The sequence below is a fragment of the Acutalibacter caecimuris genome (genome assembly GCF_034335085.1).
GTDB classification, from domain to species: domain Bacteria; phylum Bacillota; class Clostridia; order Oscillospirales; family Acutalibacteraceae; genus Acutalibacter; species Acutalibacter caecimuris.
In genome coordinates this window covers 1-15,371 of sequence record NZ_JAWXXJ010000027.1, presented here as the reverse complement: position 1 = coordinate 15,371, position 15,371 = coordinate 1, and the positions used below count along the sequence as shown (strand labels likewise).

Annotated in this window: 11 protein-coding genes; 7 read left to right on the top strand and 4 right to left on the bottom strand. The window is 59.5% G+C overall.

Annotated features, from left to right (window positions below):
- The first annotated feature begins 17 nt into the window (after positions 1 to 17).
- Complete coding sequence (gene gyrA / locus U8U01_RS13730) at positions 18 to 2,579, top strand: DNA gyrase subunit A (protein WP_322175290.1); 2,562 nt, start codon at positions 18 to 20, stop codon at positions 2,577 to 2,579.
- Positions 2,580 to 3,147: 568 nt separating this feature from the next.
- Here gyrA and U8U01_RS13725 read toward each other — a convergent pair.
- The 3 genes from U8U01_RS13725 to U8U01_RS13715 all read right to left on the bottom strand — a co-directional run bounded on the left by U8U01_RS13725 (position 3,148) and on the right by U8U01_RS13715 (position 5,791).
- Positions 3,148 to 3,807 (bottom strand): hypothetical protein, encoded by a 660-nt coding sequence (locus U8U01_RS13725; protein ID WP_322175289.1) that lies wholly within the window; start codon positions 3,805 to 3,807, stop codon positions 3,148 to 3,150.
- Between the two features lie 49 nt (positions 3,808 to 3,856).
- Positions 3,857 to 4,405 (bottom strand): NUDIX hydrolase, encoded by a 549-nt coding sequence (locus U8U01_RS13720; protein ID WP_322175286.1) that lies wholly within the window; start codon positions 4,403 to 4,405, stop codon positions 3,857 to 3,859.
- Between the two features lie 99 nt (positions 4,406 to 4,504).
- The gene (locus U8U01_RS13715) at positions 4,505 to 5,791 is read right to left on the bottom strand and encodes a DUF1015 domain-containing protein (protein ID WP_322175283.1); all 1,287 of its coding nucleotides are present in this window, start codon (positions 5,789 to 5,791) and stop codon (positions 4,505 to 4,507) included.
- A gap of 1,096 nt (positions 5,792 to 6,887) precedes the next feature.
- Between U8U01_RS13715 and U8U01_RS13710 the strand changes: the two genes are divergently transcribed.
- The 6 genes from U8U01_RS13710 to U8U01_RS13685 all read left to right on the top strand — a co-directional run bounded on the left by U8U01_RS13710 (position 6,888) and on the right by U8U01_RS13685 (position 14,696).
- Positions 6,888 to 7,856 (top strand): ABC transporter ATP-binding protein, encoded by a 969-nt coding sequence (locus tag U8U01_RS13710; protein WP_322175280.1) that lies wholly within the window; start codon positions 6,888 to 6,890, stop codon positions 7,854 to 7,856.
- Positions 7,853 to 8,560, top strand: coding sequence for an ABC transporter permease (locus U8U01_RS13705; RefSeq protein WP_322175278.1), 708 nt, complete (start codon positions 7,853 to 7,855; stop codon positions 8,558 to 8,560). Before U8U01_RS13710 ends, U8U01_RS13705 begins: the two co-directional genes overlap by 4 nt.
- Before the next feature lie 28 nt (positions 8,561 to 8,588).
- Positions 8,589 to 10,214, top strand: coding sequence for a GldG family protein (locus U8U01_RS13700; RefSeq protein ID WP_322175276.1), 1,626 nt, complete (start codon positions 8,589 to 8,591; stop codon positions 10,212 to 10,214).
- Between the two features lie 4 nt (positions 10,215 to 10,218).
- The gene (locus U8U01_RS13695) at positions 10,219 to 11,670 is read left to right on the top strand and encodes a DUF4340 domain-containing protein (RefSeq protein WP_322175273.1); all 1,452 of its coding nucleotides are present in this window, start codon (positions 10,219 to 10,221) and stop codon (positions 11,668 to 11,670) included.
- Positions 11,671 to 11,713: 43 nt separating this feature from the next.
- On the top strand, positions 11,714 to 12,760 hold the full coding sequence (locus tag U8U01_RS13690; protein WP_322175270.1) for an ABC transporter substrate-binding protein: 1,047 nt from the start codon (positions 11,714 to 11,716) through the stop codon (positions 12,758 to 12,760).
- A 517-nt stretch (positions 12,761 to 13,277) separates the two neighbouring features.
- Entirely contained in the window at positions 13,278 to 14,696 is a 1,419-nt protein-coding gene (locus tag U8U01_RS13685; RefSeq protein ID WP_322175267.1) for a site-specific integrase, read from the top strand.
- Positions 14,697 to 15,173: 477 nt separating this feature from the next.
- On the opposite strand, the gene U8U01_RS13680 is transcribed toward U8U01_RS13685, so the two are convergent.
- On the bottom strand, positions 15,174 to 15,371 hold a 198-nt coding region (locus U8U01_RS13680; protein ID WP_322175264.1), incomplete at its 5' end, for a hypothetical protein.

Sequence of the window (15,371 nt, the reverse complement as noted above, 5' to 3'; positions counted from 1 at the left end):
GTAAGGAGAAGTTGTAGATGCCGGAATTTGAGAACAGCATGACCCCGCCGGAGAACCAGGGCGGGGGGCGTGTGATAGATGTAGCGCTGACCAAGGAGATGGAGCAGTCATTTTTAGACTACTCCATGTCCGTTATCGTGCAGCGCGCCCTGCCGGACGTGCGGGACGGCCTCAAGCCCGTACACCGGCGCATCCTCTACAAAATGTATCAGGACTCCCTATGGCCGGACGGCCCCTACCGCAAGTGTATGGATACGGTAGGTAAGACCCTGGCGGAGTTCCACCCCCACGGCGACGCGGCGGTGTACGACGCCATGGTGCGCCTGGCCCAGGATTTTTCCCTGCGCTATATGCTGGTCGACGGCCACGGCAACTTCGGCTCCGTAGACGGCGACCCCCCGGCCGCCCCCCGTTATACTGAGGCCCGGATGACCAAGCTATCCGTCGCCATGCTGGATGACATAAACAAAGATACCGTAGACTTTAGGCCCAACTATGACGACCGCCTGAAAGAGCCGGTTGTCCTGCCCAGCCATTTCCCCAACCTGCTGGTCAATGGCTCCATGGGCATTGCCGTGGGTATGGCTACCAATGTGCCCCCCCACAATATCAACGAGGTGCTGGACGGTGTCTGCTGCTATATCGATAACCCCGAGGCCACCTTGGATGAGTTGATGGAGCACATCAAGGGCCCTGATTTTCCCACCGGCGGCATTATCATGGGCCGCAGCGGCATCCGGGCCGCCTATGCCACCGGCCGGGGCAAGGTGGTGGTCCGGGCACGGGCAGAGATCGAAGAGGAAGAAAAATCCGGCCGCTCCAAAATCATCGTTTCCGAAATCCCCTATAAGGTCAATAAGGCGGAGTTGATCAAAAGTATCGCCGACCTGGTCAAGGAAAAGCGCATCGAAGGCATTACCAACGTAGACGACCACTCCGACCGGGAGGGTATGCGCATCGTCATTGACGTCAGGCGGGACGCCTCCCCCCAGATCGTGCTCAACCACCTGTTTACCCTCACCCAGCTACAGGTGTCCATTGGCGTCATCATGCTGGCCCTGGTAGACGGCCGCCCGGAAATCCTCAACCTCCCAAAGATCCTGCAAAAATATGTGGAGTTCCAAATGGAGGTCGTCACCCGGCGCACCCAGTACGACCTGAAAAAGGCCCAGGACCGGGCCCATATCCTTGAGGGCCTGATGATCGCCTTGGACTTCATCGACGAAGTGGTGCGTATGCTCCGGGAGGCCAAGTCCATCCCCGAAGGCAAAGCCGCCCTGATGGAGCGGTTCGGCCTGGACGACCCCCAGGCACAGGCCATTGTGCAAATGCGCCTGGGCCAGTTGACCGGCCTGGAGCGCACCAAAGTGGAAGAGGAACTGGAAGAACTGCGGGTGAAGATCGCAGACCTGCTGGACATCCTCCAAAGCGAAGGCCGCCGCCGGGGTATCATCAAGGACGAGGCCCTGGATATGAAAAAGCGTTTCGGCGACGAGCGCCGCACAGAGATCGCCGCCATCAGCGGCGAGGTGGATGTAGAAGACCTGATCCCCGTAGAGGAATGCGTGCTCACCCTCACCCAGTACGGCTACATCAAGCGCCAGAAAATGGAAACCTACAAAACCCAAAAACGGGGCGGCCGGGGCATTTCTGGCATGAGCCGCCGGGAGGAGGATGCCGCCTCCGATATCTTTGTTACCGGCAGCCACGATTACGTGCTGTTCTTCTCGGACCTGGGCCGTATGTACCGCATCAAGTGTTACGAGGTGCCCGAAGGCTCCCGCACCAGCCGGGGTATGCACATCCGCAACCTGCTGCCCTTGCAGGGGGAGGAAACCATCACCTCCGTCCTGCGCCTGGACGGCCTGGATGACGGCAAATACCTGGTCATGGTCACCCGCCACGGCGTTGTAAAGCGCACCAAGCTGTCCGCTTTCCAAAACGTGCGGAAAGCAGGGCTCATTGCCGTCGATCTGGACGAGGGCGACCACCTGGCCTGGGTGCAAGTAACCGGCGGCCAGGACGACCTGCTCTTCGCCACCCGCCAGGGCATGGCCCTTCGTATGCACGAGGCGGACGTCCGGGAGCTCAGCCGCAACGCACGGGGCGTCAAGGTCATGAAACTGGAGCCCGGCGACAGCATCGTGGGCATGGACGTGATCCGGGAGGGCAGTATGGTGCTCACAGTCACCGAAACCGGCTTTGGCCGGCTCACCTCCCCGGAGGAGTACCGTGTCCAAAAGCGGGGCGGCAAGGGCCTGCTCAACTACCATGTAGAAAAATACGGCGCGGTCGCCGGCATCCGGGTCATCTCCCCGGAGGAAGAGGATATCATCCTCATCTCCAGCGACGGCATTATTATACGGATCTCCGCCGGGCAGATACGCCAGTGTGCCCGGCCCAGCAAGGGCGTGCGGGTGATGAAGGTTTCCGAGGGTAGCCTGTTGGTCACCCTGACCAGCGCCCCCAAAAGCGACCTGGAGGATGAGCCCCTGGATCCGGATATCCCGGACGCCCCAGAGGAGCCCGCTCCCCCAGACCCAGCCCCTCCTGCCATCCCCACCGGCCAGGAGAACTAAACACTCTGGAACCGCCAGAGTTTAAGGACGAAAACACCTATGTTTAACCCTCATATATAAAGAAGTAAGCCCCCTTGGCAACAAGGCGGGCTTACTTTGATTTTATATCCTTCCAAAACTGCCGAAACGTTGCCGGGGCGCTGCCCCAGGCCCCGCTTAAGAACCTTTTTGAAAAAAGGTTCTTAAGAATCTCCCAAAACTTTTAAGGGGGGTACTGCCGGGGCGCTGCCCCAAACCCCGCTTAAGAACCTTTTTGAAAAAAGGTTCTTAAGAATCTCCTAAAACTTTTAAGGGGGTACTACTGGGGCGTTGTCTCAGCCCCCACTTAGAAGAACCCTTTAAAAAAATTTTTAAAAAAGGAAAAAAGTAAAACCAACCCAACTCCAAAAGGGTAATGTACCCCAATTACAAATAAACGTCCGTGGGGCCACATGGGGTCAAGGGGCCTTCGGCCCCTTGGGTTAACCCCAGCCCAACCGCAAAGGGTAATGTACCCTCAATTACAAATAAACGCCAGTGGGGCTACAATGGGGTCAAGGGGCCTTTGGCCCCTTGGTCCAACCAAATCCTAGCCCATAGGAGCGTTCAAAATAGCCTCAAAGTCAGGGAACTGGCCGGTAAGTTCCGCGTATTTCCGGCAGAGGTCCAAGGCGCGCTGCCGGTACAGGGAAACAGCGGTATCGGCAGCCTGGTTTTTCACTTCCAGTTCGTCGGCGCCACCCTCGTCCAGCGCCTTCAGGATCTCCGCGACGGCCTCATCCTTTTCCTGGGTCCACGTGGTAGCCTCCTGCTCAAAGGCGGAGATCTCATCGCCATCCTCCGCTGTGCCACTCTCGCTTAGCAGGCTGGCGATGTCATGGGTCAGGTTATCCACAAACACGCCCCAGCTCTCCTCAGACTTGCTCAGCGCCAGGTAAACGTCCCTGCCGTTAGAGGCATTGTTCATGGCCTCCTCCTCCGCGGCGTCAATGGGGTTCCCGGCGAACAGCCCCTCCACGTCCACGGCAACCGGCGCCTGGGTAGCCTCCGGGGTGGGGCTAGGCGCCTGGGTAGGCGCGGGGGTGGGGGTAGGCACAGGCGTGGGGGCCGGCGCCGTGGTAGCGCTGGGCTCCGAGGCAGGCGAGGAAGACCAGGCGTCCTTCCCCTCACAACCGGCCAGCACCGCCGCCAAAGCCCCCAAAGTTCCGGCCATCACCAAAGCCATCATTCTCTTTTTTATGGTATTCATACAGGCAACATCCCTTTCTCTCTATTTTCCGGCCGATCCAAAGCCTCTGTCACAGCAGGCCCTTTTGCACCAGATAAGCCGTTTTCAGTACCCCGATCTGGGTTTTCGCGTCCGGGATCTCGTTGTTGCACACCATCTCCACAGCCTTTTCCAGGGGAATTCGCTGGGTGTCCAAAAACTCGTCCGCGTCCAGGTGCAAATCCCCCTGCCCCCCCACGGCCCGGCAGGCCCACAGGCGGATCACCTCCCCGCAATACCCCGGGGTGGGGTACACCTCCCCCAGCGGGATATAGTTCTCCCCGCAGGTGCCGGTTTCCTCCCGCTGCTCCCGTTTCATGGCCGCAAAGGGGTCCTCTCCGGGCTCCAGTTTCCCGGCCGGCAACTCTAGCAAAACCTTTTTGTAAGGGTAGCGGAACTGCCGCACAAAAATCAACTCGTCCTTTTCCGTCAGCACAGCCACACTCACCCCGCCCGGGTGGTCCACCACCTCCCGGCCGGCGGTCTGCCCGTTTTCCAACTCCACCTGATCCACATGGACATGGATGATCCGCCCGTCAAAAACCGGCTGGGAGCCGATGGTTTTCTCAAACAGTTTCACACAAAACGCTCCTTTCAAAAATGGAACCCGACACTTTCCAACCCCGTCCGAACAAAACCGCCCGTCCAGGGTAGCGCCGGGCCTTGGCCGATGCCCCGCTCACTCCGTCCCCAGTTGGTTCATCACCAGCCCGGTAATCAGTTTCGGGTAAAAATAGGTAGATTTCTGCGGCATCTTCTCCCCACAGGCAGCCACAGCCCCTATTTCCTCCACCCTGGTAGGGTTCAGCAAAAAACAGCAGCAGGCGTCCCCGGCCTCCACGGCAGCCACAGCCTCCTGGGGGTCGCGGGTATAGGTCAGGTTCCGCTGGTTGGCCATATTCTCCCGGTCAATGCCCAGCAGGCGTTCCAGCACCAGGGTGTGCAAAATGCTCACGTCCAAACCCCGGTAAGCGGGGCTCTTTTCCGGCAGCAGGGTTTCCATCACAGCCATGTCCTCCAGGGTAAGGGTATGCCAACTCTGGCCGTCAAAGTAGGCAAAGGCATGGCGGCCCGCCTGGTAGGCAGCGTCCAAAGCCGCCTGCGCGGCCTGCCGGTCCGGCTGGGCCGCTACCGCAAAGTACTCCCCGCAGTTGTCCAGCAAAGCGGCGCTGTCAAAGCCTGCCAGCCCCCGCACCAGCCGGTGGGTGGGGAACACCACCAGCCCCTGGTCGGCCATATCGGCCAGCATCATCATCACATAGTCGCTGCCCGGGCACCAGGCGTCCTGTTCCCGCAAAAGGTCCCGGTAGTGCAGGGCCGTTTCATACCGGTGATGCCCGTCGGCGATGTACAGCTTGCGCCCGGCAAAATCCTCCTGCAAAGCGGCCATAACCGCCGGGTCGTTGACCACCCACAGGCGGTGGGTCACAAGCCCGTCCGAAAAGGCATACCGGGGGGCGCTCCCGGCGGCCAGGTTGTCCAGCCGCCGGCGCGTCACATGGCCCTCGTCCTCATATAAAGAGTAGATCTGGCTGAAGTTGCACCCGGTAGCCTGCATAAGCTGCAACCGGTCTGCCTTGGCCTTGCTAAGGGTTTCTTCGTGGGGCAGAACAACCCCCGCGTCAAAGTCCTCCAGCCGCACCCGGCAGATCAGCCCCCGCAAACGCTTGGGCTCCCCCCTGTCTACCTGAGAGAGGAATTCCTGCTCGTAAATATACATCCCCGCATCCATGTCGGCCTTCAATATGCCCTCTTCCAACCAACGGGCCAGGGTCTGCCCGGCCTCCCGGTAGGGATCCTCCCCCCTGGGCAGTTCCAGGCGTATCACATTGCAGGGGTTGCGGGCAAGGTACCCCGCCCGCTGCTCTTCACTGATAATGTCATAGGGCGGGCAGGTCAACGCCTCTATGTCCCCCGCCTTCCCGGTGTCATACCGCATCCCCCGAAATCCCCGAATATCCGCCATACGCCTTCTCCTCCATGTTCAAAATTCTCCGTCCTTTTTCCTGCATCATCTATTGTAATCGCATTCCCCCCCTACGTCAAGCAACAATCACCAACTCTTCACCTGTCTTCACGTAATATTCACAATCCCGTTGTATACTGTTCAAACAAGCCGGGTGTAAGCCAAGGGTGGATTTTTGAAAAAATCCCCCCTTGACCCCCCAAAAACTTTTACGCCGCTACAGGGGCTTTCTTACAAAAAAGCCCCCGCCCGGTCACCATCGCCGGAGAAAACTTTTTCCAAGGGTGGATTTTTGAAAAAATCCCCCCTTGACCCCCAAAAAACTTTTACGCCGCTACAGGGGCTTTCTTACAAAAAAGCCCCGGCCCGGTCACCATCGCCGGAGAAAACTTTTTCCAAGGGGGGATTTTTGAAAAAATCCCCCCTTGACCCCCCAAAAACTTTTACGCCGCTACAGGGGCTTTCTTACAAAAAAGCCCCCCGCCCGGTCACAATCGCTGGAGGAAACTTTTTCCAAGGGGGGATTTTTGAAAAAATCCCCCCTTGACCCCCCAAAAACTTTTACGCCGCTACAAGGGCCTTCTTACAAAAAAGCCCCCCGCCCGGTCACAATCGCGGGAAAAAACTTTTTCTTCTTTTTCTTTTTTTGATCCCCCTCCCCCTCAGCCCATAAATAAAGAAAACAGAAAAAAGTTAGTTTTTGGAGATCCTTAAGAACCTTTTTTCAAAAAGGTTCTTAAGCGGGGTCCGGAGCAGCGCCCCGGTGGAGCCCCGGCAAAGTTCCGGCAACGCCCCGGCAGCCCCCTTAAAAGTTTTTGGAGATCCTTAAGAACCTTTTTTCAAAAAGGTTCTTAAGCGGGGTCTGGGGCAGCGCCCCGGCAAAGTCCCGGCAACGCCCCGGCAGCCCCCTTAAAAGTTTTTGGAGATTCTTAAGAACCTTTTTTCAAAAAGGTTCTTAAGCGGGGTCCGGGGCAGCGCCCCGGTGGAGCCCCGGCAGTGCCCCGGCAAAGCCCGTCAAATCAGGGAATAGGCTTGACAAAAGGACGCTTTTTTGTCATACTATAAAGAGTTTGAAAAAACAGGAGGAATCACGGAAATGGTAGAAGTCAGGGATCTGACGAAACGCTATGGTGCGAACCTGGCGGTGGACCATGTGAGCTTTACGATAGAAGAGGGCTCCATAGTAGGTTTTCTTGGTCCGAATGGTGCGGGAAAATCCACCACCATGAACATCATCACCGGCTACCTGTCGGCCACCGAGGGCACGGTCAGCGTAGCGGGCAAAAACACGCTGGACGACCCCAACGAGGTAAAGCGGCAAATCGGCTATTTGCCGGAGCAGCCGCCGCTGTACATGGACATGACGGTAAAAGAATACCTCAATTTTGTCTACGAGCTGAAAAAAGCCATCCAGCCCCGGCAGCAGCACCTAGAGGAGATCTGCAGGCTGGTCAAAATCGAAAACGTATACGGCCGGCTGGTCGGCAACCTGTCCAAGGGCTACAAGCAGCGGGTAGGCATTGCCCAGGCCCTTATCGGCAACCCCCCGGTGCTCATTCTGGACGAGCCCACCGTGGGCCTGGACCCCAAGCAGATCATCGAGATCCGCACCCTGATCAAAAACTTGGGCCGCAACCACACCGTCATCCTCAGTTCTCACATCCTGCCGGAGGTCCAGGCGGTCTGCGAGCGCATCATCGTCATCAACAACGGCAAGCTGGTGGCAGACGGTTCCACCGCCACCCTGGCCCACGACCTCTCGCAAGATCACCGGCTGATCCTCCGGGCCGAGGGGCCGGAGCGGGAGATCCTCCACGCCATCGCGGCCATGGAGCGGGTGGTGGACGTATACTCCATGGGCGAGAAAGAGCCCGGCGCCTGCGACTTCAGCGTAGAAGCCGCCCCGGACGTAGACCTGCGCCGGGACCTGTTCGCCCTCATGGCCCGTAACGGCTGGCCGGTGCTGGGCCTGAAAAACACCGACCTTACGCTGGAGGATCTGTTCCTACAGCTTACCAGTACAGACGCCGGCACCGCGCACGGGAAAGGAGAAGATCAACAATGACGGCAATTTTCAAGCGGGAGCTGCGCTCCTATTTCGCCTCGCCCATCGGGTATGTGTGCGTGGCCATTCTGGCCGCGCTTTACGGGCTGTTCTACTTCATGGTTATGGCCACCGGCTCGTCCAGCTATATCCCCCGGTATGTCTACAGCACCATGTTCAGCTTTTCCATGCTGGTCATCCCCATCATCACCATGCGCTGCCTTACGGATGACCAAAAAAACAAAACCGACCAGATCCTGCTCACCGCCCCGGTGGGGGTCACGGCCATTGTGCTGGGCAAGTTCTTTGCCAGCCTCTTTGTGTTCCTTCTGGCCACGTCCATCGGGCTGCTGCCGGCAGTGGCCATGAGCTTTTTCTCCAGCCCCAGTTGGGGCGAGATTCTGGGCAACTATATCGGCACCCTGCTCTACGGCGGGGCCATGATCTCCATCGGCGTGTTCATCTCCAGCCTGACCGTCAGCCAGATCATCGCCGCCATCGGCACCTTTGCCGTGTCCGTGTTCCTGATGTATGTGGATGCCCTGGCGTCCTCTATCAATAACCAGGCCATCGCCACCGTGGTTAGCTGGTTCTCCTTCAGCGGCCGCTACAATATTTTCACCCAGGGGCTTTTCAGCGTTTCCAGCATGGTGTTCTTCCTCAGCGTTATGGCGGTATTCGTGTTCCTCACCGCCCGCAGGATCGAAAGCCGACGCTGGAGCTGAGGCTAAACGAGAATGGAGGTACTAAGCAATGGATGAAAACAGGCAGAATCAAGAGAACCAGGAAAATCCCGAAAACCAGGAAAGCAAACCGGAGAACCTGGAAACCATAGAGTCCCCCGCCCCCCAGGGCGAAACCGGGCCCGCCGCCCCCCGGCCGGGCAAAAAGCCCTCCCCCTTCCGTAGCGGCAAATTCAAGCGCGGGGGCATGGCCACCGCCATGACCGTTGTGTTCATCGCCATTGTGGTGGTGCTCAACCTGCTGGTGTCCCTGCTCTCCCAGCGGTTCCCGTCCATGAATATCGACCTGACCGCCCAGGGCATGAACACCCTGTCCGACCAGGCCCTGGAAGTCGCCGGCAAGGTGGAGCAGGAAACCACCATCTACCTGATCGGCACCGAGGACGCCTTCCGCAACGACAACGCCTATGCCCGCTACGGCCTCAAGTCCAGCCAGGTGGCCAACCTGGCGGACCGCCTGGCAGAGGCCAACGGCAAAATCCACGTGGAGTTTGTCGACCCGGACACCAACCCGGAGTTTATCAGCAATTATGCCGATGAAACCCTGATCACCGGCCGGGTGCTGGTGCATACCGAAAAGCGCAACCGGGTCCTCACCGTAGACGATATGTTCTCCCGCTCCCAAAACTCCACCACCGGTGCCACCGAAACCTACTCCAATGTAGACAGCGCCCTGGCCGCCGCCCTGGAGATGGTCAACATGGATAAAGTCCCGGTACTCACCCTGGTCACTGGCCACGGGGAAATGCTCACCGCCGAGAATATGCCCGCCTTTATCAGCATGATGGAGCGCCAGAACTTCGAGGTGCAAACCGTAGACCTGCTTACCGGGGATATCCCCGAAAATACCCAGCTACTCATGCTGGCCACCCCCACCACCGACTACACCGACGACGAGCTGGACAAGCTGCGCACCCTGCTGGCCGACCAAAGCCGTGAGGAATCCATCGCCGTGCTGGCCACCTTCCATCCCAGCCAGGCCGCCCTGCCCAAGCTGGCAGGTTTCCTGGAGGAATGGGGTATCTCCGTGCAAAGCGGCGCCGTGGTGGCAGAAAGCGACTCCTCCCGGTTCGTGTCCGCCAACAGCAGCTACCTGATTGTCGACCACATCGGCCGTTCCCTCAAAGATAACACCTACGGCCGCATTATCGCCCCGGCCAGCGTCCCCCTCACCCGTATGTTCGAGGGCAACGGGGATATCAGCACCGATACCCTTCTCGCCACCTCCGAGGGTGCCTACGTGGTCACCGAAACCACCACCGAAAGCGAAACCGAAAACCCGGAAACCGCCCAGCAGGCGGTGGCCACCCTGTCCTCCACCCTGGCCCAGTTCGAGGGCAACAAGTTCTACTACCGCAGCGTCATCGTGTTCGGCTCCTCCTATATGTTTACCGATGCCTTCCTGCAAACCGCCTTTGACAACAGCCGGTTCATCACAGACCTGCTCCAGTTTGCCACCGATACCGACGGCAGCGAAGTCACCGTCAGCACCGAGCGCGTCCAGACCAACGTCATGGACGTAACCGCCTCCCAAAGCACCGTCACCATGCTGGGGCTGGGGGTGTTCACCATTGGCCTGCCCCTGCTGATCCTGGCAGCCGGCCTGTGCATCTTCCTGAAGAGGAGGCACCTGTAAACCCATGAAAAAGACCGTAAAATATACCATCATCATGCTCGCCATCCTGGCGGTGCTGGGGGGCGCGGCTTTCCTGCTGCTACAGGCCCCCCCTGCCACACAGGGGGACGATACCTCCTCCCTGCCCGCGGCCTCCTCCACCCCCAGCCAAAGCCTGCTGGACCGGGACATCGGCCAGGTCAAAGCCATTGAGGTAGAGAACAGCCAGGGCAGTTTCACGCTGGTGCCCGTGTCCGGCGGCGCGGCCGGCGAGGACTTCACCCTGGAGGGCTACCAGGAGCGGGACATCAGCAACAGCCAGATATCCGCCACCGCCCACACCCTGCTCAGCCTGCTCTATAGCAAAGACCTGGGCCAGCGGGAGGACCTGGACGCCTTCGGCCTGGGCAGCGACGCCCCCCAGGTGTCCATCCGCTATACCGACGGCCAAACCGACACCCTGTTTATGGGCGATACCGCCCCCGAGTCCGTGGGCCACTATGTGCGCAAAGACGGCAAGGTCTATATTGTGTCCAGCGTGCCCCAGCAGGTGTACGGCAGCAAGTTCGATTACTTCAACACCAGCATCTATACCGTCCCCGACCGGGTGGAGGTGACGGAGGACGAAAACGGCTCCTCCAGCGAAACCACCGCCCTGGATATCCTCTACAGCCTGCGCCTGTCCGGCGAAAACTTCCCGGAGCCGGTGGAGGTCACCTACACCTCCTCCACCATCAGCGGCTACCTGATGACCAGCCCCATTACTGTAGAAACCGGCAATGCCGCCTTCGAGGAGCTGATGACCTCCCTCAAAACCCTCACCGCCGGCAAGGTGGTAGAGGCGGGCATCACCGAAGCCCTGCTGGAGGAATACGGCCTGCAAGAGCCGGAAGCCGCCGTGGAATTCGATATGAACGACAGCAAGCACAGCCTGGCTGTCAGCAAAAAAGATGCCGACGGCAACCGCTACCTGATCGCCGACGACACGGACCTGATCTACCAGGTCAGTAACAGCCTGGTGGAAAAGTGGGCAGAAACCTCCATCACCACCCTGCGCATGAGTTATATTTGGATCCCCAACATCAAAAATGTGGAAAAGCTTACCCTCACGCTGGACGGGGACCAGGTGCACCAGTACCATATCACCCGCACCAAAGATGAGGAAAAGTCCACCGAAGACAACATCCAGTATATCCTGGATATTACCGATGCCGGCGGCCAGACCGTAGACTATGAGGAGGCCTACCAGCCCTTCTACCAAAAGCTGATCAGCCTGGCCGTGTTCATGCAGGACCGGGTGGACTACAGCGGCACCCCGGCTATAAAAGTGGAGTACGAATATTTCGGCGGCGGCAAGGATCAGGTAGAGTTCTATAAAATGCAGGACCAGAACCGTTACGCGGCCGTGCTCAACGGCGGTTTCAACGGCCAGGTGCGCGGCTCCGAGGTCAGCGCCCTGCTGGAACTGGTCCCCTAACCACATGGGGTAGGCCCCAAACCGTTCGGCAAAGGAGAGGAAAATGAAAAAAATTATCTGCGCGTTATTGGCGCTTATCCTGCTGGCCGGCGCCCTGTCCGGCTGCTCCAAAGAGGAGGAAACAGACAGCCCCTCTACCCCCCAGGCCAGTTCCCAGGCACAGGGGGACAAGGGGGTCCAGCCCTACAAGCTGGGCATCGTCCAGTATATCGAGTACGCCCCCCTGGACGAAGCCCGCCAGGCCCTGATGAGCCGTCTGGACGAGTGGGGACTGGATGACGGCAAAATGCAGGTGGATTACCAGAACGCCGGCGGCAGCACGGAAAAGGCCGCCAGTATCTGTGAAAAGTTCGTGAAAAACAAGGTGGATGTAATCGTGGCCATCTCCACCCCCGCGGCAAAGGCAGCGGTTGAGGCCGCGGCAGGGGGGGACACCAAGGTGGTCTTTCTGGGCGTCAGCGACCCCAAAACAGAATTGGGCCTGGAAAACCCCCAGCAGCCCGCGGGCAACCTGACCGGCGTGGAGGACCTGACCGCGGCCCAGGCCGCCGTGGATCTGGCCCTGCAAGTAGACCCCAACCTGAAGGCCGCGGGCCTGCTCTACGACCCGGCTTGTCCCTTTGGAGCCGCCTATGTAAAAGCCTTTAAAGAGTACTGCGCCAGCCGCAACATCACTGTGGTAGAGTCCCAGGCCGCCAACGCCGGCCAGGCCCCCCAGTGCATGGCAGATCTCTGCGGCCAGGTGGGGGCCGTCTTTACCCCGGTGGATAACACCGTCGCCGCCGCCGCGGCCGAGGCCGCCAAAACCGCACGGGATGCCGGCAAGCCCTGGTACGCCTCCACCCAGGATATCGTCCTGCAAGGGGGCATGGCCTGCATCAGCATCGACTATACCGAGGCCGGTAATAAGGCCGCCGATATGGCCGTCCAACTGGCCGCCGGCCGCAAAGCCTCCGAGCTCCCGGTCTACTCCTTCGGCTCCGGCCAGGTCAGCGTCAACCAAGAAACCATGGCCGCCCTGTCCGCCCAAATCCCCGAGGAAATCCTAGGCACCGCCATCTACTGCCAGCCCCAGGCCCCCGCAGCCTAATTCGGCTAATTAGCTTAATCCCCCACCAACAACCCTACCCCTTTTCCGAAACCCGGACTCCCCAAAAATCCGGGTTTCGCCCCCTAAAAAAGCAAAAAACAAGAAAACAGCCCCCCAAAAAAATCAACAAACCAAAAAAGAAAGTAAAAAAATAAAGTAAGAAAAAAGAAAATAAAAAATAAAGAAATAGAAATAAGTAAAATAAAAAAACAAAAAGAAAAAGCAGTTCCCCCAAAGCGCAAAAGGGGTGCTGCTTTTTCTTATATCCCAAGCCTTGGTAGGGCCCGCAAGGCCGGTCCAGCGCGGCCTAAGCGCTGGCGAGGGGCCTGGGGGCGAGCAGCCCCCAGCGGGGCCTGGGGCAGCGCCCCAGCGAGGGGCCTGGGGGCGAGCAGCCCCCAGCGGGGTCTGGGGCAGCGCCCCAGCAGGGTGACAACTTTTGACATAATTCGTCAAAAACTGGTATCCTAGTAAAAAAACCGGCGGGCTACGGCCTGCGGGAAAGGGGAGTCCGATCAGTATGGCGAACATACAAAAAAGGAAGAACAAAGAAGGGAAAGTCATTTCGTACAGCATCCGGGTATATCGGGGGCGGGACCCACAAACGGGCAAGCAGCTCACGCCCTACACCTGCACCTGGCGGGTGCCGGAGGGCTGGGGCGAAAAGCGCGCCCGCAAAGAAGCGGAAAAGCAGGCCATCCTGTTCGAGCGCCGTTGCCGGCAGGGCGGCGCCGCTGACGGCCGGCAGACCTTCGCCGAGTACGCCGAGTATGTGCTGGACTGCAAAGCCACCATGGGCATGAAACACCTGACAGAGATCCACTACCGCCAAAGCCTCAAGCGGGTGCTGCCGGTGCTGGGCCCCATGAAACTCTGCGACATCCGCCCCCAGCACCTGAACCTGCTCTACCAGGCCCTCTCCGCGCCCGAAGCCCGCAACGACAACGAGATGGAGCAGGAAAAGCCCCTGCTCTGGCAGATCCTGGAGCAGCGCGGGGTCATGGGCGACCTGCCCGCCAAAGGGGGCCGCCGGGTCAGCCTGGCCCGGCTTCGGGCGGGCCACCCGGTAAAGCCCGCCACCGCCCAGCGCATCGCCGAAGCCCTGGATATGCCCGTAAGCGCCCTCTTCACCCCGGTCCGGCAAGAGCGCACCCTCAGCGCCCGCACAGTGATGAACTGCCACCTGCTGGTGTCCACCGTGCTGGGCCAGGCAGAAAAAGAGCTGCTCATCCCCTACAACCCGGCCCGCAAAGCCGTGCCTCCCCGGCGGGGCGAGGGCATGGACCCCAACTATTTTCAAGAGGAGCAGGTGGGCGCCATCCTCAACGCGCTGGAGTCCGAGCCCATCAAATGGCAGGCCGCGGTCAACCTGCTCCTGGCCTCCGGCTGCCGCCGGGGGGAACTGCTGGGCTTGAAATGGGAGAAGGTGGATTGGGAACGCCGCACCATTAAAATCGACTGCGCCATGCACTACGCCGCGGACCGGGGCCTGTACGAGGGCCCCCCCAAAACCCGTGACTCCGTGCGCACCATCCGCCTGCCGGAGGAAACCATGGCCCTGCTCCGGCGCTACCGCCTCTGGCAGCAGGAGGAAATCGCCTGCCAGGGCCAGCGCTGGAAAGCCTCCCCCTACCTGTTCACCGGCGAGCACGGCGGCCCCATGAACCCCTCCCAACTGGGCAACTGGCTCACCCGGTTTGAAAAGCGCCACGGCCTGCCCCACCTGAACCCCCACGCCTTCCGCCACACCATGACCAGCCTCCTGTTGTTCAGCGGGGTAGACAGCATCAGCGTCAGCCACCGGCTGGGCCACTCCAGCGTGGCCACCACCACCAATATCTACGGCCACATCATGCAGCAGGCCGAGGATAAAATCAGCGGCCGCATGGAAGAAATCCTCTCCCGCGCCAAAAGCACCGCCGCCCAAAAGCCCGACTGACCCCGCCCACCCCCCAAACCCTGCCCCACCCCAAAGCGAGCCCCGGAGTCCCCCTCCCCGGCCCGCTTTTCCATTCCCCTCCCCCTGTCCTCCCCTCGCTCATGCCCCACCGTTTTAGGGGCTTTGCCCCTAAAAACCCCACCACCTTTGAAAAGGTGGACGAAACTTCTATGTTTCGTCCGTTTAATCCATCCCCCTCTCCCAATTCTTTCCTCTTTCCCCGCATTCTCTCCTTTTTTCCTTCTGAGTGTCCCCCGCCCCTCTCCCAATCCTTTTCCTTGTCCTTTTCCTCTCCCATTTTTTCTTTTAATGCTCTCCGCCCAATACTCCCCCCAAAACAACTTCCCCCTTTTTCCTTCTGAGTGTCCCCCGCCCCTCTCCAATTCCTTGTCCTTTTCCTCTCCCATTTTTTCTTTTAATGCTCTCCGCCCAATACTCCCCCCAAAACACCTTCCCCCTTTTTCCTTCTGATGTCCCTCACCCCTCCCCCATTCCCTCTTGAGGCTCCCCACCCCACCCCCACCAAAGCGCCACTCCTTCTCCTTTTCCCCTCTGATGTCCCCCGTCCCTTCCTCTCCTTCCCCTCAATACGCCCACCTCCCTACTTTTCCCCCGACTGTTCCTTGTCAAGTCCTCCACGCCCTCCATACTCTCCTCACCAACATACCTTCCCTC